This is a genomic window from Candidatus Dactylopiibacterium carminicum, assembly GCF_014736495.1.
Lineage (GTDB): Bacteria > Pseudomonadota > Gammaproteobacteria > Burkholderiales > Rhodocyclaceae > Uliginosibacterium > Uliginosibacterium carminicum.
The window spans coordinates 42,630-61,673 of record NZ_MDUX01000009.1 but is presented as its reverse complement, the minus strand read 5'-3'; the positions used below and the strand labels follow the sequence as shown (position 1 = coordinate 61,673).

Below are 19,044 nucleotides of genomic sequence, written 5' to 3'. Positions count from 1 at the left end.
CTGCCCCTTGGAGCAGAAAGGCCTGCTTGCGCAGGCCTTTGCTGTGTCGCGAAACCTCGTATCAGGCGCGCTGTGCCGCGATGAAGCCGGTGATCAGCTCCAGCAACTGCTCTTCCTGATAGGGTTTGCCGAGATAATGATTGACGCCGATTTCCATCGCGTAATTGCGGTGCTTGTCCGCCATGCGCGAAGTGATCATGATGATCGGCACATCCTTCAGGCGCGCGTCCGCGCGTACGTTGCGTGCCAGGTCAAAGCCATCCATGCGCGGCATCTCGATGTCGAGCAGCATCACGTCCGGCTTGTACTCTGTCAGTTGTTCCAACGCATCGACACCATCCTTGGCCGTCACTACGTGGAAACCCTCGCGCTCCAGCAAGCGGCTGGTGATCTTGCGCACGGTCAGCGAATCGTCGACCACCATCACGGAGGGGATACGGGTCTGCGAGGCATCCAGAGGCTGCTCATCCAGCTCGGCCGCCTTCCCGTCCAGCGGCGCCGTGGCCGTACTCTGCCATGCGGCCAGGGCCACAGGGTTCAGGATCAGCGAGATCTCGCCATCAGCCAGCACGGTCGCACCCGAATAGCCTTGCAGGCGCACGAACTGCGGCCCGGCGTTCTTGACCACGATTTCCTGGTTGCCACGCAGCTCGTCGATCAGCACGGCCAGCCTCTGACTGCCCGCGCGCACCAGCAGTACCCAGTGGAAACGGCTCTGCGCCGGCTGGGCATACGGATTGCCCAGCAGACGGGGCATGTAGGCTAGCGGATACTGGGTGTCCTTCCATTCGACGAAACCCCTGGCACGAATGTCGGCCAGCGCGGCTTCCTTGAGCTCCAGCGCCTGCTCGACCATGTTCGAAGGCACGGCGTAGGTCCGTTCGCCCGAACGCACCAGCAAGGCCTGGGTGACCGCCAGCGTGAGCGGCAGGTGGACCATGAAACGCGAGCCCTTGCCTGCCTCGGAGAAGACCTCGATGCGGCCACCGACCGACAAGGTTTCGTTCTTCACCACATCCATGCCGACGCCACGGCCGGCAATGCCGGAAACCTGCTGTGCGGTGGAGAACCCGGGCTCGAAAATCAGCTGGGTCAGGCGGTTTTCACCCGGCGTCTCGTTGGGACCAAGCAGGCCCGCCTCACGACCGCGCGCCAGGATGCGCTGGTAGTCGAGTCCGCGCCCATCGTCGGCCAGTTCCAGCGCGATTTCGTTGGACAACTGGGTGAGCTTGAGGGTGATCTGACCAAACTCGGGCTTACCCGCGCCCGCACGCTGCTCCGGCAGTTCGATGCCGTGCGCCACGGCGTTGCGCAACAAGTGTTCGATCGGTGCGGTCATCTTGTCCAGCACACCACGATCGATTTCGATCGCGCCCCCCTGGATATCCAGATTGGCGCGCTTGCCAAGCTCCTTCGCGGTCTGGCGAACGATGCGATAGAGGCGATCCGCGAGCTCCTCGAAGGGCTCCATACGTACGCCCATCAGCGCCTGCTGCAGGTCGCGCGACAACCGCCCCTGCGCATGCAGTGCAGAATCCGCTGCATCCAGATTGCGCAACAGATTCTGCTGGATGGTGGTCACGTCACCAACCGACTCGGCCATCATGCGCGTAAGTTCCTGCAAGCGCGTGAAACGGTCGAATTCCAGTGGATCGAAATTCGCATGTTGCGCTTCGGCAGCCGCGATGCGCGATTGCATCTGCGATTCAGCCTGGATCTCGACCTCACGCAGTTGATTGCGCAAGCGGATCACGTTTTCCGTCAGATCAAGCAGGGATCGGCGCAGTACACGCATTTCGCCTTCGATCCGGGTCCGCGCGATGGAGATTTCACCCGCCTCGTTGACGAACCGGTCGATCAGCTCGGCACGCACGCGCAACGGGGCACGCTGTGCAGGCTGGGCAGCCTCCAGTTCGTCCAGCGGGAACTGCGGCGCGACCTGCGGTCGAGACGCGGTGACATCCTGGGCCGGGATATCCGCAGACCGGGAATCAGTTTCGGCATCAAGCTCCACGGGCGTTTGCGCCGATTCGGCAGCAGCAACCTGCTCTGGATGCCTGAGACGCTCGATCATCGCCACCACGTGATCGAGACCGCTTTCCAAGTCATCTACCAGCACGCCATGCGGCTGTCCACGTGCATCGGCCATCTCAAGATAGCCTTCAAGATTGTGGACGTACTGCCCCAGGCGCATCGCACCAGCCATCCGTGCGCTGCCCTTCAGCGTGTGCAGACTGCGCGCCAATGCCAATGCAGGCTCAGCCTCGGTGGGCGCCGCACGCATTTCACGCAGTGTGGCCGCAATGGTTTCAATCAGTTCATTGGCCTCCTCGAAAAAGATGGGCAGCAATTGCTCATCGAGTTCGTCGGCCGGCGCAGCCTCCATGTTGTCAGGCGTTGGCGCCTCGGGCAGCACGATGGTTTCCACATTCAGTGCGGAAACTTCCGTTACGATCTCCAGCGTTTCAGGCGTTTCCACCGGAGCACGCTCGTCGCCCGAATCGGTAGCGGCGGGCTGCTCTCCCTCCTCATGGGTCGGAACGGCCGCAATCGGCACCTCGGTGACGACAGGCAAGTCAGCCACCGGGATCTGCTCACCCAACGAGGGTTGCAAGGCACGCAGTTGTTCGATCAGGTCAGGCGTGTCCTCAGGCATCTGCAGCAGCAGAACTTCGCCCAGCATCCCGTCCAGTGTCAGGATGACAGTGCCAAGCAGATCGGTCTGCACCGGCTCGGGTGCAACCTGTGGATCGGCAAACCGATGCAGCGCATGCTCGAGCGCCTTGCCCAGGGCGTAGGCCGGCTCGATGCGGGCGGTGCCGGAGATCCCCGCCAGCGTATGTGCCGCGCGGATTGAGTCGACGGAGGGGTAACGCAGCGGATTGCCGGCCAGACGGCCGTGTTCATCGAGAAGGACATCCAGCAGCTGGCGCGATTCAGCAACATAGAGATCGTAGAGCCCACGCGACAGGACTTGGTCGCCGATAGTGATTTCATCGGCCTTGACCTCCTGCGTCCCGGCAGTGGCTCCGTCCTGCGGATTCTCCCGCGCTTCATCGGCTAATGCAGATTGCTCGGCCGGGGCCTGCTCGTCCAGCAACAGATCTTCGATCAGTGGGAGCCCCAGGGACTGCGGGAAATCGACACTTTCCTCTTCGCGTTGCAGCTCGATGGCGAGATCGGTGGCAGTCAGATCGAACTCGGCATTGCCTTCACGCTCTGCCACCAGCCCCTCAAGCACACCGCCAATCTGCGATTCGGTCAGATCCAGCTCGGCTGCGGCAGCCTCTTCCGGAACTTCTTCCACCAATTCAGGCAAGGTCAATTCGACATCGTCTCGATCCGCCTCAGAGGGAATCGCCCCCTCTTTCTCGGGTAGAGAATCCTCGGCAAGTTCCCCTAGGTCGAAGTCGAAATCGCCATCGACGCTCACACCCGGCGGCAGGAAACGCTGCGCGTTGTCGGCGCTGGCAACGGCTGCCTTCGTTTCGCCGAACTCCTCGGAAAAGGCACGCAATACGTCGCCTTCGAAATCGGTGACCGACAGATCGATCTCGGTATGCCCTTGCTCCCCCGAGGGAAGCGCTGCCAGGTCCAGTTCCAGCAGCGTACTTGTCAGATCCAGTTCGGAACTGGTCTCTAGCGTCGGATTATCCAGCAGGGGGGCCAGGGCGGTGGCGGTCAGAGACGCATCCAGCATACCGCTGTCACCCACGGGCAGGACCACTGCCGGATTGGGTTGCCCCGAGCCATCGTCATCTCCAGGACCATCCAGAGAAGACAGCAGGCGCTGCGCCTGCGCAATGAGTTCGGCTGCGTCTCGCCAGGGGCTGCCGCCGCCCTCCAGTTGTTCCACCCAAGCACCGAAAGTCAGCACACCGCAGTCAAGCAGGGCGATCAGTTCCGGCGTGGCATCCTTCTCCAGTTGCAACCAGCGGTTCAAGGTCATCTCGACGTGGCGTGCAGCCTCGGAGAAATCGCCCAACCCCACCATGCGGCTGGACCCCTTGAGCGTATGGAAACCACGACGCACCGTGGTCAGTGCATCGAAATCGTGCGCACCGGCGGCCACCAGATTGCGATGTTCCGCGATGGTAGCCAGCACTTCATGCGCTTCTTCGAGAAAGATCGCCAGCAATTCGGCGTCGAGTTCCTCACTGCTGGCACTGATCAGACGCGTGGTCTCGGCGGAGGGCTGGGGCGCTTCGACGACCGCACCACCATCACGCGTGACCAATTCGCCGACGTCGCTACCGCCAGCCTTGAGGCTGCTCAATGCCTCACGAGCACGCTGCTCAAGCGCGGCATCGGCCACCAATTGGGCATCGTCGCGCAAGGATTCGAGGTTGCTGACCAGTTGCTGGCGCAGGGCTTCGTCCTGGGGAGCATCCTTGAGTGCAGCCGCCAGATTGCGGGTTTCTTCCGCTTCGCGCTGCAGTTGCAACTCCAGCGTTTCCCCTGCAGGAACTTCCTCTTCCTCTTCCTGTTGCTTGCGTGGCTCGATGAAGTCTTCGAGGCGTGCCGGGCCATTCTTGAGCGCATCAACATAGAAGCCCAGCGCGGACAACTGATGGGCCAGAGTATCGAACTCTTCAGGTGCCGGCAGGTTTTCTTCGGTGGCAAAGGCCTGGATGCGAGCGGTGTTCTCCTGCACCAGCGCGACGGCACGCGTCTCGCCGAGCACAGCGAAGGCACCTTCGATCTGCTTGAGTGGTGCAGCCAGTGCCGGCAGGGTTTCACGCAGGTCCGGATTGCGGAAGAAAGCATCCAGGGTCTGCTCGATCTGTCCGAGATTGGTGAGAATTTCCCGTGCCAGCTGATTGAAGAACAGACGCTCCTGGGCACGCCGCGAGACCTCGCCGAACGGCGTGAGATCCAGCTCGACGACGACCTGTCCTTCCCGCCGGGCATCGAATTGACCACATAGCAGATCCACCTGACGACGCAGCATGGCCTGGTCGGCATTGGGCGACTCGACTGCCTGTTCGACCACCAGCAGGCTGGTTGCGATCTCCATCGACAAGTCGTCGGACTGGCGCAGGGGGTCGGCTCGCAGCCAGGCCACAGTACCCGCCAGCGTTTCGAGCAGACGCGTGACCTGCGACAGCCGCATCGGTTCGGTCCGGCGCACCAGCTCGGAGAGCTGTTCCTGGAACTGCGGCAACGCGATGGCCGCACCGGCACTGAACCGGTTCCAGGCTTCCTTGCTCTGATCAAGTGTTTCGCGCACACGCAGCACATGCGGCTGCCGCAAGGTGTCGGACAGCTCCGCATCTACGCCCGGGATTATCTGATCGAGCTGGAATGCCTGCCGCACGGCTTGCGCATGGCGGGTTTCAGTCCGGGCAGTACCTACGTGGTAGAGCACATCGCGCACCAGGCGCTCGGCGATGATCTGCGAACCTTCGAGCAATCGGCGCATCTGCGCATCAATACGACGGCACAGACGCTGGGTGTCACGGTCCGCCGGAATTGCCTGCGCCACCAGCCCTTCAAAGAAGGCGATGGCAGCCCACCAGAAGGTACGGGTAGCCGGTTGCGACTGGATCTGCTCGATGCGTGCGACGGCATTGAGCATGTCCTGCGGCCCTTTGGCCTCCTGTGGCTTGCGCAGCCAGCCAAGCAGGCCTTTCTCAAAGCGGCCACGCAGCACACGCAACTCGTGGGCTGCACGGTCTGGCGCAATGGCGGCCACGCGCTCCAGTTGCGGGCGAGCGCTCAAATCGGGAAAGAACAACTTCGCCGGCAAGGGTGCATCGCCACCGCGAGCAGACGCCAGTTCCTGATAGACGGGGAACAGACGCAAGGGCTGATTGGGGGCCCCGGCGGCCACTTCGTTGATGTAGTTGCCGAGCACGCCGGTGGCACGCAGGGTCAGCGCCAGATTCTCCGGCGTTGCAGGGGAGTCTCCCGCCGCCAGGGCGGAAAGCAGCTTGTCGATGCTTTCCGCGAATTGCGTCACACCATCAAGGCCGACCACGGAAAGCGCACCGCTGGCCTGGTGCACAAAGCTCTGGGCAAAGCGCAAGGGCTCGCGTTGGTCCGGGTTTTCCTGCACCGTCAGCAGACGCTCGCGGGCAGATGCCAGCGCGGCATCAATCTCGGCCTTCACCCAGGTCAGCGGACCCACATCGAAATCGCTGTTTTGACTCATCTATTGCCTCGTGTGCAGACGCAACGTTGCCGGCCCTGTCCGCCCGGCGGAGCAGAGGAGGAAGCGCGTGGCATGCGGGACGACCGTCATCAAACCTTGAAGCCGGATACCGAGCCCTTGAGCTCGACCGCAAGATCGGCCAGCTGGCCGATTGACACGGCCGATTGCTGTGTGCCGCGCGTGGTGGCTTCGTTGATCGAGAGAATGCCCCGCATGGCTTCCGATACCTCGGTCGCCACATTGGCCTGACGCTGCGTATCGGCCGAGATCTTTTCGACGAGCGTAGCCATTTCCACCGACACATCGCCGATCTCGGACAGGGCCTGGCCGGCCGCGTCGGAAAGCTTGGCTCCATCGACCACACCGCGCGTGGAATTTTCCATGGCCGCCACAGCATCGCCGGTGTCGGTCTGAATCGTCTTCACGATGGCCGCGATCTGCTTGGTGGCCTCGGCGGAGCGTTCCGCAAGACGCTGCACTTCTTCGGCAACCACCGTGAAACCGCGCCCGGCTTCACCCGCAGAAGCGGCCTGAATGGCTGCGTTCAAAGCCAGCACGTTGGTCTGCTCGGTAATATCGGAAATCAGCTCCACGATTTCGCCGATCTCCTGTGAGGATTCACCGAGGCGCTTGATCCGCTTGGAGGTTTCCTGGATCTGCTCGCGGATTTCGTTCATGCCGCGGATGGATGCCTGCACGGCATCTGCCCCCTTGCGAGCTGCCTCCAGCGAACGACGGGCCACCTGGGCTGTCTGCAGTGCAGAGCCGGAAATGCTGGTCATCGAACGCGCCATTTCCTGGATCTGCGAGCCCGCCTGGGTGATCTCGCGCGACTGGCGTTCGGAAGCGTCAAGCAGTTCGCCGGAGATACGCTGTGCAGTCTCGGTCGCAATCGTCACACGGCCTGCCGCGTCGTTGATGCGGCGAACCAGCACGGAGAGCTCTTCAATCGTGTAGTTCACAGAGTCGGCGATGGCACCGGTCACGTCTTCGGTCACGGTGGCGCGGATGGTCAGGTCACCGTCAGCGAGGTCGCCCATTTCGTTCATCAGCCGCAGAATGGCCTGCTGCGTAGCGTTCTTTTCGGTTTCCGCCAGTTGCCGCTGGCGATCGGCCTCGTCGCGGCGCAGCGAAAGGTCGTTGTTGTAGGCCCAGACCAGACCGGCCAGTGCCAGCAAGGCCAGCGGGCCAAGGATCATGATGCCGATCAGCAACCAGCTGATACCCGTGTAGGCCTGGTTGTAGGCGCTGGACAACACCTTGATGGCATCCAGCAGCTTGGTGGATTCCTCAAAGATGGTGATGCCCGAGCGCTTGGCCGTCAGCAACGGCTGCACGTTGCCCAGAATGCCCCCCACCGCCACCTGGTGCTTGGTGGCTGCGAGTTTCAGGTCTTCCAGTTTCTGTTTCGCATCCGCATCGACTGCGGAGCCTTCCAGTTGCTCCAGCAGTTCACTGAAGGTGTTCTGGTCACGGCCCAGCAGGAAGATCACTTCCGGATCCACCGATTCCGCCGCCAGCAGCGCGTTGGCATTCTTGGCCATGCGCTGCGAAAGCATCACGACCTGGTTGGCGGTTTCGATGTCCCGTGCATTGGCACCACGTTTCAGCTTGGCACGCGCAACCTGTTCGGCGAAGTCCAGCAACTGGGCGTTGTTGCTGTTGATGTTGGTCACCGCAGAACCCAGGCGGGTAATCTGCACCTGCTGATTGGCAACGTCCTGCGCTTCCTTGTTGACCTTGGCCCAGATCGTCGCCACCTCATCAAGCTGGGGGCGCACCGCCGCAGGCGAGGCCGGCACGAAGATGCCATCCACACTCCCGCCCTTCGAAATCGTTTCGAGCAGCACGGAGAACTGTTCGCGACTTTCCTTCAGTTCGGAGAAGCCGGTCCGTCCGCCAGTCACGGCCAGCTGCGCGGCCTTGGCAAGCATCTGGGAAAGAGTACCCATCTGCCCGGTGGCGGACACATAGGCCGTACCCTGGCGCGCGGAGTTGATCTGCAGATAGGTCAGCGCGATCACGGCAATCAGCGTCACGCCGAAGAAGCTGCCGATGATCCGCATCTGTTCGGTCAGCGGCCGATCCCCGAGCAGCGGGAGCTTGCGCCGGATGCTGGCGCGGCCTGGAGCGGCGGACTCAAGCAGCGTGGCGCGGCTATCCATGACGGTATGGTCCGAACCAACGGTTCTTGCCTTGCTGCGAGTCAGAAAGCCAGGAAGTTTGAGTGCCATACGAGTGCTCCGAATGATGCGGGCGTTGGTTTCGTTATGAGCGGCAGCCCCGGGCGCCGCCTTGCATAGGTTTCAACACAGCGTGCTACAAACACCGCCGGCGCTGCGCAGCTTCAGCGCGCGTCGGCACCGGCATCGAGAAAGCGCGGATCAGCCAGCAGGGGCCGCACGATCAGACGCTTCCACAGCCGGTTTTGATTGTCCCGTAATGCAGCGCCAATCCACGGCCGCGCATCGGCAAAGCTTTCATCGAGCTCGAAATCATCGGGATTGCGCAGCCCCAGCGCACGCGACACCAGCAACGCGGTGTGCAGACCATGCTTGGCACCGATAAGCATCATGCGCGAGTCATTGGTGAGCTGTGGCAAGGGGTCGCCGCAGAAGGCAGCCAAATCGACCACGCTGTAGAGATTGCCGCGAACGTTGGCAAGCCCGCGGAACCAGTTGCGGGTCAGCGGCACCTCGGTCAGAGCCGGTGCGGCGATGATCTCGCCGGCATCGGAAAGGTCCACCAGCCAGTTCTCAGCGCCAGCGGTGACCGCCAGCAGCGCGGAACGACGCCCGCTGCTGCTCATTTCAGCCAGGCGTTTGGTCAGATCCTGCTGAAACTCCCGCAGACTGATGCGCTTTGCCATGCGACACCTCCCCTTTGCCGGCTTCAGCCGATCGATTGGATCTTGCGCAGCAGCTCCTGCAGGTCGAGCGGCTTGGTCATGTAATCGAAGGCCCCTTGACGCATGCCCCAGATCTTGTCGGTTTCGGCATCCTTACTGGTAGTCATGATGATGGGGATGTTGCGCGTGCTCTCCTCGCGGGAGATGGTGCGCGTGGCCTGATAACCGTTGATGACGGGCATCACCACATCCATCAGGATCAGATCCGGCAATTCAGCCTTCGCCTTCAGCACGCCCTCTTCCCCATTATCCGCAGTCACCACTGAATAACCTTGCTTGGAAAGGAATTCGACCAGCGCGAAACGTTCGGTGGGGGAGTCATCGACGACGAGGATTTTCTTGATTGCCATGGTGGAGCCTCAAACGGGATTCAACGGATCAGTTTTGTCCGCGCGCGGCCAAGTGTGCGGACACGACCTTGAGCAGACTGTCTTTGGTAAAGGGTTTGGTCAGGTATTCATCGGAGCCCACCATGCGGCCACGCGCACGGTCGAACAGGCCATCCTTGGATGACAACATGATCACGGGGGTCGCAGACAACTTGGGATTCTTCTTGATCAGGGCACAGGTCTGATAACCATCCAGACGAGGCATCATGATGTCGACGAAAATCAGACTGGGATGATGATCGGCAATCTTGGCCAATGCATCGAAACCATCCTCGGCCAGCAGGACCTGGTAGCCCGCCTGGGCCAGGAATATCTCTGCACTGCGGCGAATGGTATTACTGTCGTCAATCACCATCACCTTGGTGCCAGAGGCATCAGATCGTTCTGCCAACGTAGAACTCCTCTCCATCCGCCCGGCGCGCCAGCCTTCCGTGCGGTATTGTTGTCCGGCTAGGCAAAGCCAGCCCCTATGGTCAAGCGCCTTCTTTTATGGGTAGGTGGCGGCAAATATACCAAACTTGTGTTTCACCGACCGCAGCAAGACCGGGCCAAGGGCTTTAATGCGTAATTAGCTCACGCATTAAACGCCATTGTGCCCCGATTTTGCCAATCGGGTTTACCTGAGCCACTATGGATATCCCCGTCTCATGCCGATTTACGATAAGCCTTATCGGTTAAAATCAATGTCCCGTAGTATCCCGGGCAGATTTCTCCGCTGCCGCTCGCCTCGCCATGCTCCCACCCCGGCTGCTCACCACTCCGTCCACCGTCCTGAGCTTCGGTTGCAACGATCCAACGTCTGCCATCGGCCTTGGCGGTGATGCCCTTACCCTTTCCGCGCTTGGGGTCTATCCATTGTCCGTGAGCACGGGCCTGCTCGTACAGGACACTTCGCGGACCGAGTCATTTTTCGCGACCGATGGCGATTGGGTGGCCGATCAGGCCCGCGCCCTGCTGGAAGACATTCCTGTCAGTTGCTTCAAACTCGGCCAATTCGCCAGCACGGACAACGTGGCCGAAGTGGCGGACGTTCTCGCCGACTATCCGGATATCCCTGTGGTGTACGCGCCCGACCTGACACTGCACGGCAGCGACGCGGAAACAGAAGAAGACATGCTGGGATCAATCTGCGAGCTGATCCTGCCACTGTGCCAGATCGTGATCTGTGGCCCGGAGGACGCCGCGCGCCTGGCGCCCGATGATGATTCAGTGGATGAAGGCGAAGCGGAGCCGGAGGACGCCCCACCGGCCTATCCTGCCGGGCATGCCGACAGTGCGCGCCTGCTGCTGGCCTATGGTGCCGGCCACGTACTGCTGACTGGCGCCCATGCCCAGTCGCCACAGATCGTGAATACCCTCTTCGGACAGCAAGGCATGTTGCGTACCGACAGCTGGGAACGCCTCCCCGGCAGTCATCTCGGCGGCAATGACCTTCTTGCGGCGGCCTTGGCAGCCTTCATCGCACAGGGCTCTTCGCTGGAAGAGGCCGTCGGGCTGGCTCAGCGCTACGCCTGGCACGCCCAGGCACAGGGTTGGCGCCTGGGCATGGGCCGCATCGTGCCCAACCACTTCTGCGACTGGAAGTCTGCATGAAGCGGGGCCTTTATCTGGTGACGCCAGACTGGGACGATACCGCACACCTGCTCGCGGTCAGCCGTGCAGCCATTGAAGGCGGTGCCTGCGTACTGCAATACCGCCACAAGACGGCCTCGCCCGTCTTGCGCCTGGAACAGGCCAGAGCCTTGCGCGCACTCACGCAGGCGTTCTCCTGCAGCTTCATCGTCAACGATGACTTCGAGCTCGCGCTGGCCGTTGGTGCCGATGGCCTGCATATCGGACGCGACGATGGTGCGCTGCCCGAAATCCGCGCCACGGCGCCGGACCTAGCCGTCAGCGTTTCCTGCTATGACGATTTCGAGCTCGCGCGTCTGGCCCACATGGCAGGTGCCGCCTACGTGGCCTTTGGCGCAATGTACCCTTCGCCAACCAAGCCACATGCCGTGGCCGCCCCGCACGCTCTGATCTCCCGTGCCAGGCATGAACTCGGCGCGCACGTCACCTGCATCGGCGGCATCACCGCCAGCAATGTCGCCCCGCTGATCGAAGCCGGTGCAGACTGGGTCGCCGTGATCACCGACATCTATCAGGCTGCCGACCCACGGGTTCAGGCAGCCAAATTCGCAGCCCTGTATAAATGATGAGCAAAAACGCAGAACTCTTCGAGCGTGCCCAACGCAGCATTCCGGGCGGCGTGAACTCCCCCGTCCGAGCCTTCCGGTCCGTCGGCGGCACGCCACGCTTTCTCGCGCGCGCTCAAGGCGCTTACGTCTGGGATGCCGATGGCACCCGCTACACAGACTACGTAGGCTCCTGGGGACCTGCCATCCTAGGCCATGCACACCCCGAGGTCATCGAAGCGGTACAACAAGCGGCAGCGGACGGACTTTCCTTCGGCGCCCCCACCGAGCGTGAAGTGGAAATGGCCGAACTGCTCATCGAGATGCTGCCCGCCATCGAAATGGTGCGTCTGGTCTCTTCCGGCACCGAGGCCACGATGAGCGCAATCCGTCTGGCACGCGGCTTCACGGGGCGTGATGCAATCGTGAAATTCGAAGGTTGTTACCACGGTCACGCCGATAGCTTGCTGGTGAAGGCCGGCTCGGGCCTGCTGACCTTCGGAAACCCATCCTCCGGCGGTGTTCCGGCCGACTTTGCAAAACACACACTGGTGCTCGATTTCAACAGTCTTCCTGCACTGGAGGAATGCTTTGCCACGCGAGGTGACGAAATCGCCTGCGTGATCATCGAACCGGTGGCCGGCAACATGAATCTCGTGCGCCCGTCGCAAGAATACATGCAGCGTCTGCGCGAACTATGCACATCGCATGGCGCGGTACTGATCTTCGACGAAGTGATGACCGGCTTCCGCGTCGGCCTCGGCTGCGCGCAAGGTCTCTACGGCATCACGCCGGACCTCACCACGCTGGGCAAGATCATCGGTGGTGGCATGCCCGTTGGTGCCTTCGGGGGAAAACGCGAGATCATGGAAAAGATCGCGCCGCTCGGCCCCGTCTACCAGGCCGGCGCGCTCTCCGGCAGCCCCGTAGCCGTAGCCGCAGGGCTGGCGACGCTGAAACTGATCCGCGCGCCCGGCTTCTACGATGCACTAATCGCACGTAGCGCGCAGTTCGCCAGCGGCATGACGGCCGCAGCCGCGAAGCATGGCATCGATTTCTGTGCCCAGCACGTCGGCGCCATGTTCGGCTTCTACTTCAGCGAGGCTCTGCCACAGTCCTTCACGGACGTGATGGCCTCGGATCGCGAACGCTTCAACCGCTTCTTCCATCTGATGCTGGACGCCGGGCATTACCTGGCGCCATCAGCCTTCGAGGCCGGCTTCGTTTCTGCCGCACATACCGAAGCCGACATCGTTGCAACGCTGACTGCTGCCGACGCAGCCTTCGCGCAGCTGGCGGGTTGATCAGCGCCGCCCCCGGCGCTTCTCGCGCTGAGCGCTACGCTCCATCTCGCGTAGCAGGCGCTGGAACTCGGCCGGGTGTTGTACCTCCAACTCACGCGCCTTGCGCTGCAGGCGCCCCCAATCCGGCGGAAAGGCAGGATCGTTGAAGGCATACACGATACGATTGCCGTCACTCATTACGTCAACAACCGCCATACGTCCGTCGAAAGCCTTGCGGATCAGATCGACATGCGTTTCAGCCACCAGACTGTGGCCCGAGATATTGGCCACCAGCATGCCACGCGGCTTCAGATGAGCGCGCAGATTGGCATAGAACCGCAACGTGCATAGCTGCGGCGCCACACCCTCCTCATCATAGGCATCGAGCAGAATGGCGTCCGCCCCCTCGGGCTCGCGCGCGAAATACTCCGCAGCATCCGCCTGCACGATGTGCAGACGATCGTCATCCGGCGGAATCAGAAACCAGTCGCGACAAGCGATCACCCCTTCCATCAGCTCCACGCTCGTCACCCGGCTGCGTGCCAGCTTGCGATAGCAGTACTTGGTCAGGGAGCCGCCGCCCAAACCCACGATCACCACATGCTTCGGCGTCGGCTGAAACAGCAGGAAACCCAGCATCGCGCGGGTATAGGCCACGGCCAGCTCATCGGGCGCATCCAGCCGCATCTCGCTCTGCGTCAGGCGCAGACTGAAATGCAGGCGCCGCACCTTGCCGTCGTCCATCACAAAGGGGTGCGGATAGATGCCATCCAGCAATTGCTTGATCAACAGCTGGCGATTCTTGTCTTCGGTTTCGCGTAACCAGATCTGGCCTGATTCACCGAGAAAACTGGCTGGAATGCTGATCCAGCCGGGAGGCGGTATGGACATGGACGGAATTCTGGCCGCTACGCGGCAATCCGCCAAGCCGTCTCCCGGTTTGTGCGCAAAGCGGCTCAGGCAGCGCGACCGCGTTGCTTGAGTGCCAGGCCCAGCTTCACATCACATTCCTTGATGTGTTTGCGCAGCCAGTCGCTGAGAAAATTGAATACGGTGATCGACAGCGTCGCCGAACCGCTCTCGAAACGCTTCTGCAGGTCCAGCACCTCCTTTACCAAACGCTCATGCTCGGCCTTGTGCACAGCGGTATCGGCGTAGGTGATCTGCGCCATCAGACTTTCCTCGCGGCGGAAATGTGAGGCGGTGTAACGGATCAACTCATCCAGCGTCTTTTTCAGGACGTCGTTTCCCTTGCCACCCTTCATTGCGTCATACAGGTCATTGACCAGTTGCACGAGCTGCTGGTGGTCGTTATCGATACGGGCATCGCCAGTGGCGAGATCGTCACTCCATACAAAGAAGGCCATCTGATTCTTTCTTTTCTGAGGAAATTCCGGGGAGCGGGTCTGCAACCGAGCAACCCGCCGGGGACACGAACACTCCACGCCCATCGGAAACGACTAGACGAAAACTCCGGAGCAGAATCCATATCGAAAGAAAGGTCTTTGGCTTGAGCGAAACACAACACCTGCTTGACCACGATCAAGCGGAACACGGCCTGACGCCGCACTGTCACGAAGGCGTCAAAAGACGGACCGCCACGACAACTGAGTATTCAGAGGCAGGTAACAAAGATCGGTAGCGCATCCGCCCGCATTTCGACACCTCAGTGCGAACAGATTTCGTATCGGAGCGCCCACGGCCAAAACGTCGTTCGTGCCGAGGGGGCCGAAGCAGGAACGCGGGCTGGCAGTATCCGTGCAAGCCTTCCAGCAAGATCTGGATCGCAGGCTGCACGAAAGGCAAAACCCCGCTTCAGCGGGGTTTTGCCTTTGAAACTTTGGTGCCACACACGCACCGGTCGCGGAGAAACCGTAGCGAGCGGGTCGAGGTCGAAGTGAGGAGCGGAGACGTACAAACGTACGTCGAGCACCGGAACTTCGAGATCGGCCCGCGCAGTAGGTTTATCCGCAGGCCGGTTACATGCCCATGCCGCCCATGCCACCCATACCGCCCATGTCGGGCATGCCGGCAGCAGGCTTGTCTTCCGGCAGCTCGGCCACCAGCGCATCGGTGGTGAGAATCAACGCGGCCACGGAGGCGGCGTTCTGCAGCGCGGAGCGGGTCACCTTGGCCGGATCCAGCACGCCCAGGTCGACCAGGTCACCGTAGGTGCCATTGGCGGCGTTGTAACCATAGTTACCCTTGCCTTCCAGCACCTTGTTGATGACCACGGAGGGCTCGTCACCGGCGTTGGCCACGATCTGGCGCAGCGGCTCTTCGACCGCGCGCAGCACGATCTTGATGCCTGCGTCCTGATCGGGGGTGTCCCCCTTCAGCTCGCCGATGGAAGCGCGGGCACGCAGCAGGGCCACACCACCGCCAGCGACCACGCCTTCTTCCACGGCAGCGCGGGTGGCGTGCAGTGCATCTTCAACGCGGGCCTTCTTTTCCTTCATTTCGACTTCGGTCGCGGCGCCGACGCGGATCACGGCCACGCCACCGGCCAGCTTGGCCTTGCGCTCTTGCAGCTTTTCCTTGTCGTAGTCGGAGGTCGAGGCTTCGATCTGGGTTTCGATCTGGGCAACACGGGCCTGGATCGCGTCAGCCTTGCCGATGCCATCGATGATGGTGGTGTTTTCCTTTTCGACTTCGATGCGCTTGGCCTGGCCGAGGTCGTTCAGGGTGGCCTTTTCCAGCGTCAGGCCAACTTCTTCGGCGATCACCTGGCCACCGGTCAGGATGGCAATGTCTTCCAGCATGGCCTTGCGGCGGTCACCAAAGCCCGGAGCCTTGACGGCGACGGTCTTCAGGATGCCACGGATGTTGTTCACCACCAGGGTGGCCAGGGCTTCGCCTTCGACGTCTTCGGCGATGATCAGCAGCGGACGGCCGGCCTTGGCGACTTGCTCCAGCACCGGCAGCAGATCACGGATGTTGGAGATCTTCTTGTCGTACAGCAGCACGAAGGGGTTATCCAGCGCGGCGATCTGCTTGTCCGGGTTGTTGATGAAGTAAGGCGACAGGTAGCCACGGTCGAACTGCATGCCTTCGACGACATCCAGCTCGTTGTCCAGGCTCTTGCCGTCTTCCACGGTGATCACGCCGGCCTTGCCGACCTTGTCTATGGCTTCGGCGATGATCTGTCCGATGGATTCATCGCTGTTGGCGGAGATGGAGCCGACCTGGGCGATTTCCTTGGAGGTGGTGGTGGGCTTGGCGTTCTTCTTGATCTCGCCGACGATGGCAGCAACGGCCTTGTCGATGCCGCGCTTCAGATCGGTAGGGTTGAACCCGGCGGCCACGTACTTGAAGCCTTCACGCACGATGGCCTGGGCCAGCACGGTCGCGGTGGTGGTGCCGTCACCGGCGTTGTCGGAGGTCTTGGAAGCAACTTCCTTGACCAGTTGGGCGCCCATGTTCTCGAACTTGTCCTTCAGTTCGATTTCCTTGGCAACAGAAACGCCGTCCTTGGTTACGGTGGGAGCACCGAAGGAGCGCTCCAGCACCACGTTGCGGCCCTTCGGGCCCAGGGTCACCTTGACGGCGTTGGCCAGGATGTTGACGCCGTTGACGATCTTGGCGCGTGCGTCGTCGCCGAACAGAACTTGCTTAGCAGCCATTTCTTACTCCAGAAATTGAGTGGAATTTGTTAATGCGGAAGGTCGGGAGTCGCGCGTCGCGAGCGGGCTGCGATGAAGGCGAGGAGCGCAGACGTACTGGAGTACGTTGAGCACCGGAGCCTTCAGCCCAGCTCGCGCAGTAGCGCGAAGCCGGTCTTAGGCTTCGATTACGCCGAAGATGTCCTCTTCGCGCAGCACCAGCAGCTCTTCGCCATCGACCTTCACGGTCTGGCCGCTGTACTTGCCGAAAATGACCTTATCGCCGGCCTTCAGTTGCAGGGCACGCACAGAGCCGTCGTCGAGCAGCTTGCCGGTGCCGACGGACACCACTTCGCCCATGTCGGGCTTTTCAGCAGCAGCGCCAGGCAGGACGATGCCGGAGGCGGTCTTTTCTTCGGCTTCAACACGCTTGATGACGACGCGGTCGTGCAGCGGACGAATCTTCATGTTTACTCCTGTAAGGGATTGATCTGGAATCAAAGGATGCAGAGCATCCGGAAAAAGCGGGCGGGCCACGTTGCCAGCACGGCAGCCGTTAGCACTCTACCCCGGCGAGTGCTAATGATAGGGGCGGGAGTGGGTGATTTCAAGGCGGGCCCTGTACGGAGCCGTCCAATATCTCATATATGGGCAGTTACTCTCGCCACGGGCAGCCCTTGGGCGCGCTTCGGGGCGCGGGACGGAACGGTTCGGAAGCATGCCATCTACAAACAACGCTTGCCGAAGAGCCCCCCCGGGCTCAGGAGCGATACCTTGCTCCAGATATCAGCGTCAGGCCTGCTCCACACGATTGCGTCCGGCAGCCTTGGCTGCATACAGCGCCTGATACGCACGGCTGATGGTCGCGGAGAAATTCTCTTCATGTAGATGTTCGGCCAGGCCGAAACTGGCCGAGAGCCGGGTACTGATTTCACCGCCGACCCGATTGATCTCTGCCACCGCCACGCGAATGCGCTCCAGCACCGCCTGTGCCTGGTCCAACGGGGTTTCAGGCAACAGGATCAGGAACTCCTCGCCACCCCAGCGGCCGCACTGGTCATACTCACGCAGCTGCGATTCGATGGCACGCGCAATTGCCTGCAGGACCAGATCTCCCGCTTCATGACCATATTCATCGTTGATGTGCTTGAAGTGATCCACATTCATGATGGCGAGAGAAAACCCTCGCTTCAGGCGCTTGCTGCGGTCGGCCTCCTCGCGCAGGCGCTCCATCAGGAAGCGGCGGTTGGCGAGTCCGGTGAGTGGGTCGTGCAGGGCAGCATCACGTAGCGCCAGGCTCAATTCGCGCAAACTGTTCTGATAGCGATCTGAAATCCGTGCCAGCTTTTCAAGGCGGCGAACCTGCTTGTCATATTGCTCAACCAGACTCAGGCGCTGATCGCGGGCAAGATGGTGATAGCCGTCGGAAATGCGCACCAGGCGCTCCAGGCGCTCGCGCTGCCCCAGGAACTGCTCCAGCAGCCGGACAAGCGGCTCACGCATCGGGTTGTCCTGTTGCGCAGGATCCGCCAGCAGCGTCTGCAGGTCCGCAAGGAATTCCCTGTCGCTGCCGGTCAGGTTAGTGCTGGGCATCTTCCGTGATTTCAAACGGGAAGCTGCAGTCTTCCTTGAATTCGTCAGCCAGGTCCAGCACACGTTCGTTGCGTGGATCGTAATACCAGTTCACCCGCACCGCCCGCCCCCTGCCGAAGGCCTCTTCGCAAAGATCGAAGATATCCATCATCGCCTTCACGGAACTGGTATTTATGTAGATCAGGCGCAATTCGAGATGCAGCGCCTGTTCGCTTTTCTGCAGGTACTCTTCAAGCCAACCGATCACTTCGCCGAAGAATTCGAATGAATTCTCCGGATAGGAATCGCCACTCATGCTGAGCACGCCGTCGTCCCATCTGGCCGATATTTCCGGCGTGGATTGCGTACCCTTTATATTCAGTTCTTTCATGCTTAAGCGTATTCCAGATTAAATGACCGCCCGCAGGCTGAAGAATGCCCGGCCATCGCTCGCGGGCGAGAGATTGGCCACCAGCGGCTCGGCTGATTTACGGGCCACGTCGATCAACCCCAGCCCGGCGCCAGACACGGCATCGCTGCTGCGAGGCTTGCGCAATTGCTCCTTGTAGGCAGCTTTGAGCTGGGTTTTGTCCAGCCGCGCCAGCTCGCCCACCTTGGCGAGCAGGAGCTCGCCGTCTTCCTGCTCCACCAGGTTGCCGGCCTGAACCACATAGAAACCACGCTCATCGCGGGCCACCACCACGGTGGCGGAACCGGCCAATTCGTCGTAATTCCTGCTCGTCGAGTAATGACGGATATTTTGGGTGAGTTCAATATAGACGCTGAAAACATCCATGGCGGAAGAGGGGTGTGCCTGATCTGCCTGGAGGTAATTTCTCAGTGCGTTGCCGATTTCCTCGATAAGGCTGCGAGAAATGGGACCGTTGAAACAGAGCAATATCCGGCAGCGATTGAAAAGCTCCCGAAGTCCAAATAAATCAATGGCTTCCATGAGATTC

Annotated in this window: 15 protein-coding genes; 3 read left to right on the top strand and 12 right to left on the bottom strand. The window is 61.3% G+C overall.

The features are described from left to right. Positions 1 to 61: 61 nt before the first annotated feature. The 5 genes from BGI27_RS04445 to BGI27_RS04425 form a co-directional block, all read right to left on the bottom strand. A complete protein-coding gene (locus tag BGI27_RS04445; protein ID WP_095523700.1) occupies positions 62 to 6,154 on the bottom strand; it encodes a hybrid sensor histidine kinase/response regulator in 6,093 nt (2,030 codons plus the stop codon). A gap of 89 nt (positions 6,155 to 6,243) precedes the next feature. After that, positions 6,244 to 8,388 (bottom strand): methyl-accepting chemotaxis protein, encoded by a 2,145-nt coding sequence (locus tag BGI27_RS04440; RefSeq protein WP_095523699.1) that lies wholly within the window; start codon positions 8,386 to 8,388, stop codon positions 6,244 to 6,246. 113 nt (positions 8,389 to 8,501) lie between these two features. Further along, complete coding sequence (locus BGI27_RS04435; protein WP_095523698.1) at positions 8,502 to 9,023, bottom strand: chemotaxis protein CheW; 522 nt, start codon at positions 9,021 to 9,023, stop codon at positions 8,502 to 8,504. 23 nt (positions 9,024 to 9,046) lie between these two features. Then, on the bottom strand, positions 9,047 to 9,412 hold the full coding sequence (locus BGI27_RS04430; RefSeq protein ID WP_095523697.1) for a response regulator transcription factor: 366 nt from the start codon (positions 9,410 to 9,412) through the stop codon (positions 9,047 to 9,049). A gap of 28 nt (positions 9,413 to 9,440) precedes the next feature. Then, positions 9,441 to 9,806 (bottom strand): response regulator, encoded by a 366-nt coding sequence (locus BGI27_RS04425; protein WP_223871599.1) that lies wholly within the window; start codon positions 9,804 to 9,806, stop codon positions 9,441 to 9,443. Between the two features lie 377 nt (positions 9,807 to 10,183). On the opposite strand from BGI27_RS04425, the gene thiD reads away from it, so the two are divergent. Genes thiD through hemL form a run of 3 tightly spaced genes read left to right on the top strand, consistent with a single transcriptional unit; the run spans position 10,184 to position 12,932 of the window. Continuing rightward, the gene (gene thiD / locus BGI27_RS04420; protein WP_223871595.1) at positions 10,184 to 11,044 is read left to right on the top strand and encodes a bifunctional hydroxymethylpyrimidine kinase/phosphomethylpyrimidine kinase; all 861 of its coding nucleotides are present in this window, start codon (positions 10,184 to 10,186) and stop codon (positions 11,042 to 11,044) included. Next, positions 11,041 to 11,649 (top strand): thiamine phosphate synthase, encoded by a 609-nt coding sequence (gene thiE, locus BGI27_RS04415; protein ID WP_095523695.1) that lies wholly within the window; start codon positions 11,041 to 11,043, stop codon positions 11,647 to 11,649. Before thiD ends, thiE begins: the two co-directional genes overlap by 4 nt. Next, the gene (hemL, locus tag BGI27_RS04410; RefSeq protein WP_095523694.1) at positions 11,646 to 12,932 is read left to right on the top strand and encodes a glutamate-1-semialdehyde 2,1-aminomutase; all 1,287 of its coding nucleotides are present in this window, start codon (positions 11,646 to 11,648) and stop codon (positions 12,930 to 12,932) included. The genes thiE and hemL overlap by 4 nt, the downstream gene beginning before the upstream one ends. On the opposite strand, the gene BGI27_RS04405 is transcribed toward hemL, so the two are convergent. From BGI27_RS04405 to siaB, 7 genes are all read right to left on the bottom strand, one after another. Next, a complete protein-coding gene (locus tag BGI27_RS04405; protein ID WP_095523693.1) occupies positions 12,933 to 13,802 on the bottom strand; it encodes a spermine/spermidine synthase domain-containing protein in 870 nt (289 codons plus the stop codon). 65 nt (positions 13,803 to 13,867) lie between these two features. Next, positions 13,868 to 14,278, bottom strand: a complete 411-nt coding sequence (locus BGI27_RS04400) for a bacteriohemerythrin (protein WP_095523692.1) — start codon at positions 14,276 to 14,278, stop codon at positions 13,868 to 13,870. A gap of 612 nt (positions 14,279 to 14,890) precedes the next feature. After that, positions 14,891 to 16,534: a chaperonin GroEL gene (groL, locus tag BGI27_RS04395; protein WP_095523691.1), complete on the bottom strand. Its 1,644-nt coding sequence runs from the start codon at positions 16,532 to 16,534 to the stop codon at positions 14,891 to 14,893. Positions 16,535 to 16,690: 156 nt separating this feature from the next. Beyond that, complete coding sequence (groES, locus tag BGI27_RS04390) at positions 16,691 to 16,981, bottom strand: co-chaperone GroES (RefSeq protein ID WP_095523690.1); 291 nt, start codon at positions 16,979 to 16,981, stop codon at positions 16,691 to 16,693. A gap of 324 nt (positions 16,982 to 17,305) precedes the next feature. After that, positions 17,306 to 18,106: a biofilm regulation diguanylate cyclase SiaD gene (siaD, locus tag BGI27_RS04385; protein WP_095523689.1), complete on the bottom strand. Its 801-nt coding sequence runs from the start codon at positions 18,104 to 18,106 to the stop codon at positions 17,306 to 17,308. Next, positions 18,093 to 18,476 carry a biofilm regulation phosphoprotein SiaC gene (gene siaC / locus BGI27_RS04380; RefSeq protein WP_095523688.1) on the bottom strand — a complete coding sequence of 128 codons (384 nt, stop codon included), beginning with the start codon at positions 18,474 to 18,476 and terminating at the stop codon, positions 18,093 to 18,095. Before siaC ends, siaD begins: the two co-directional genes overlap by 14 nt. Positions 18,477 to 18,494: 18 nt before the next feature. After that, complete coding sequence (siaB, locus tag BGI27_RS04375) at positions 18,495 to 19,037, bottom strand: biofilm regulation protein kinase SiaB (protein WP_095523687.1); 543 nt, start codon at positions 19,035 to 19,037, stop codon at positions 18,495 to 18,497. Positions 19,038 to 19,044 lie beyond the last annotated feature (7 nt).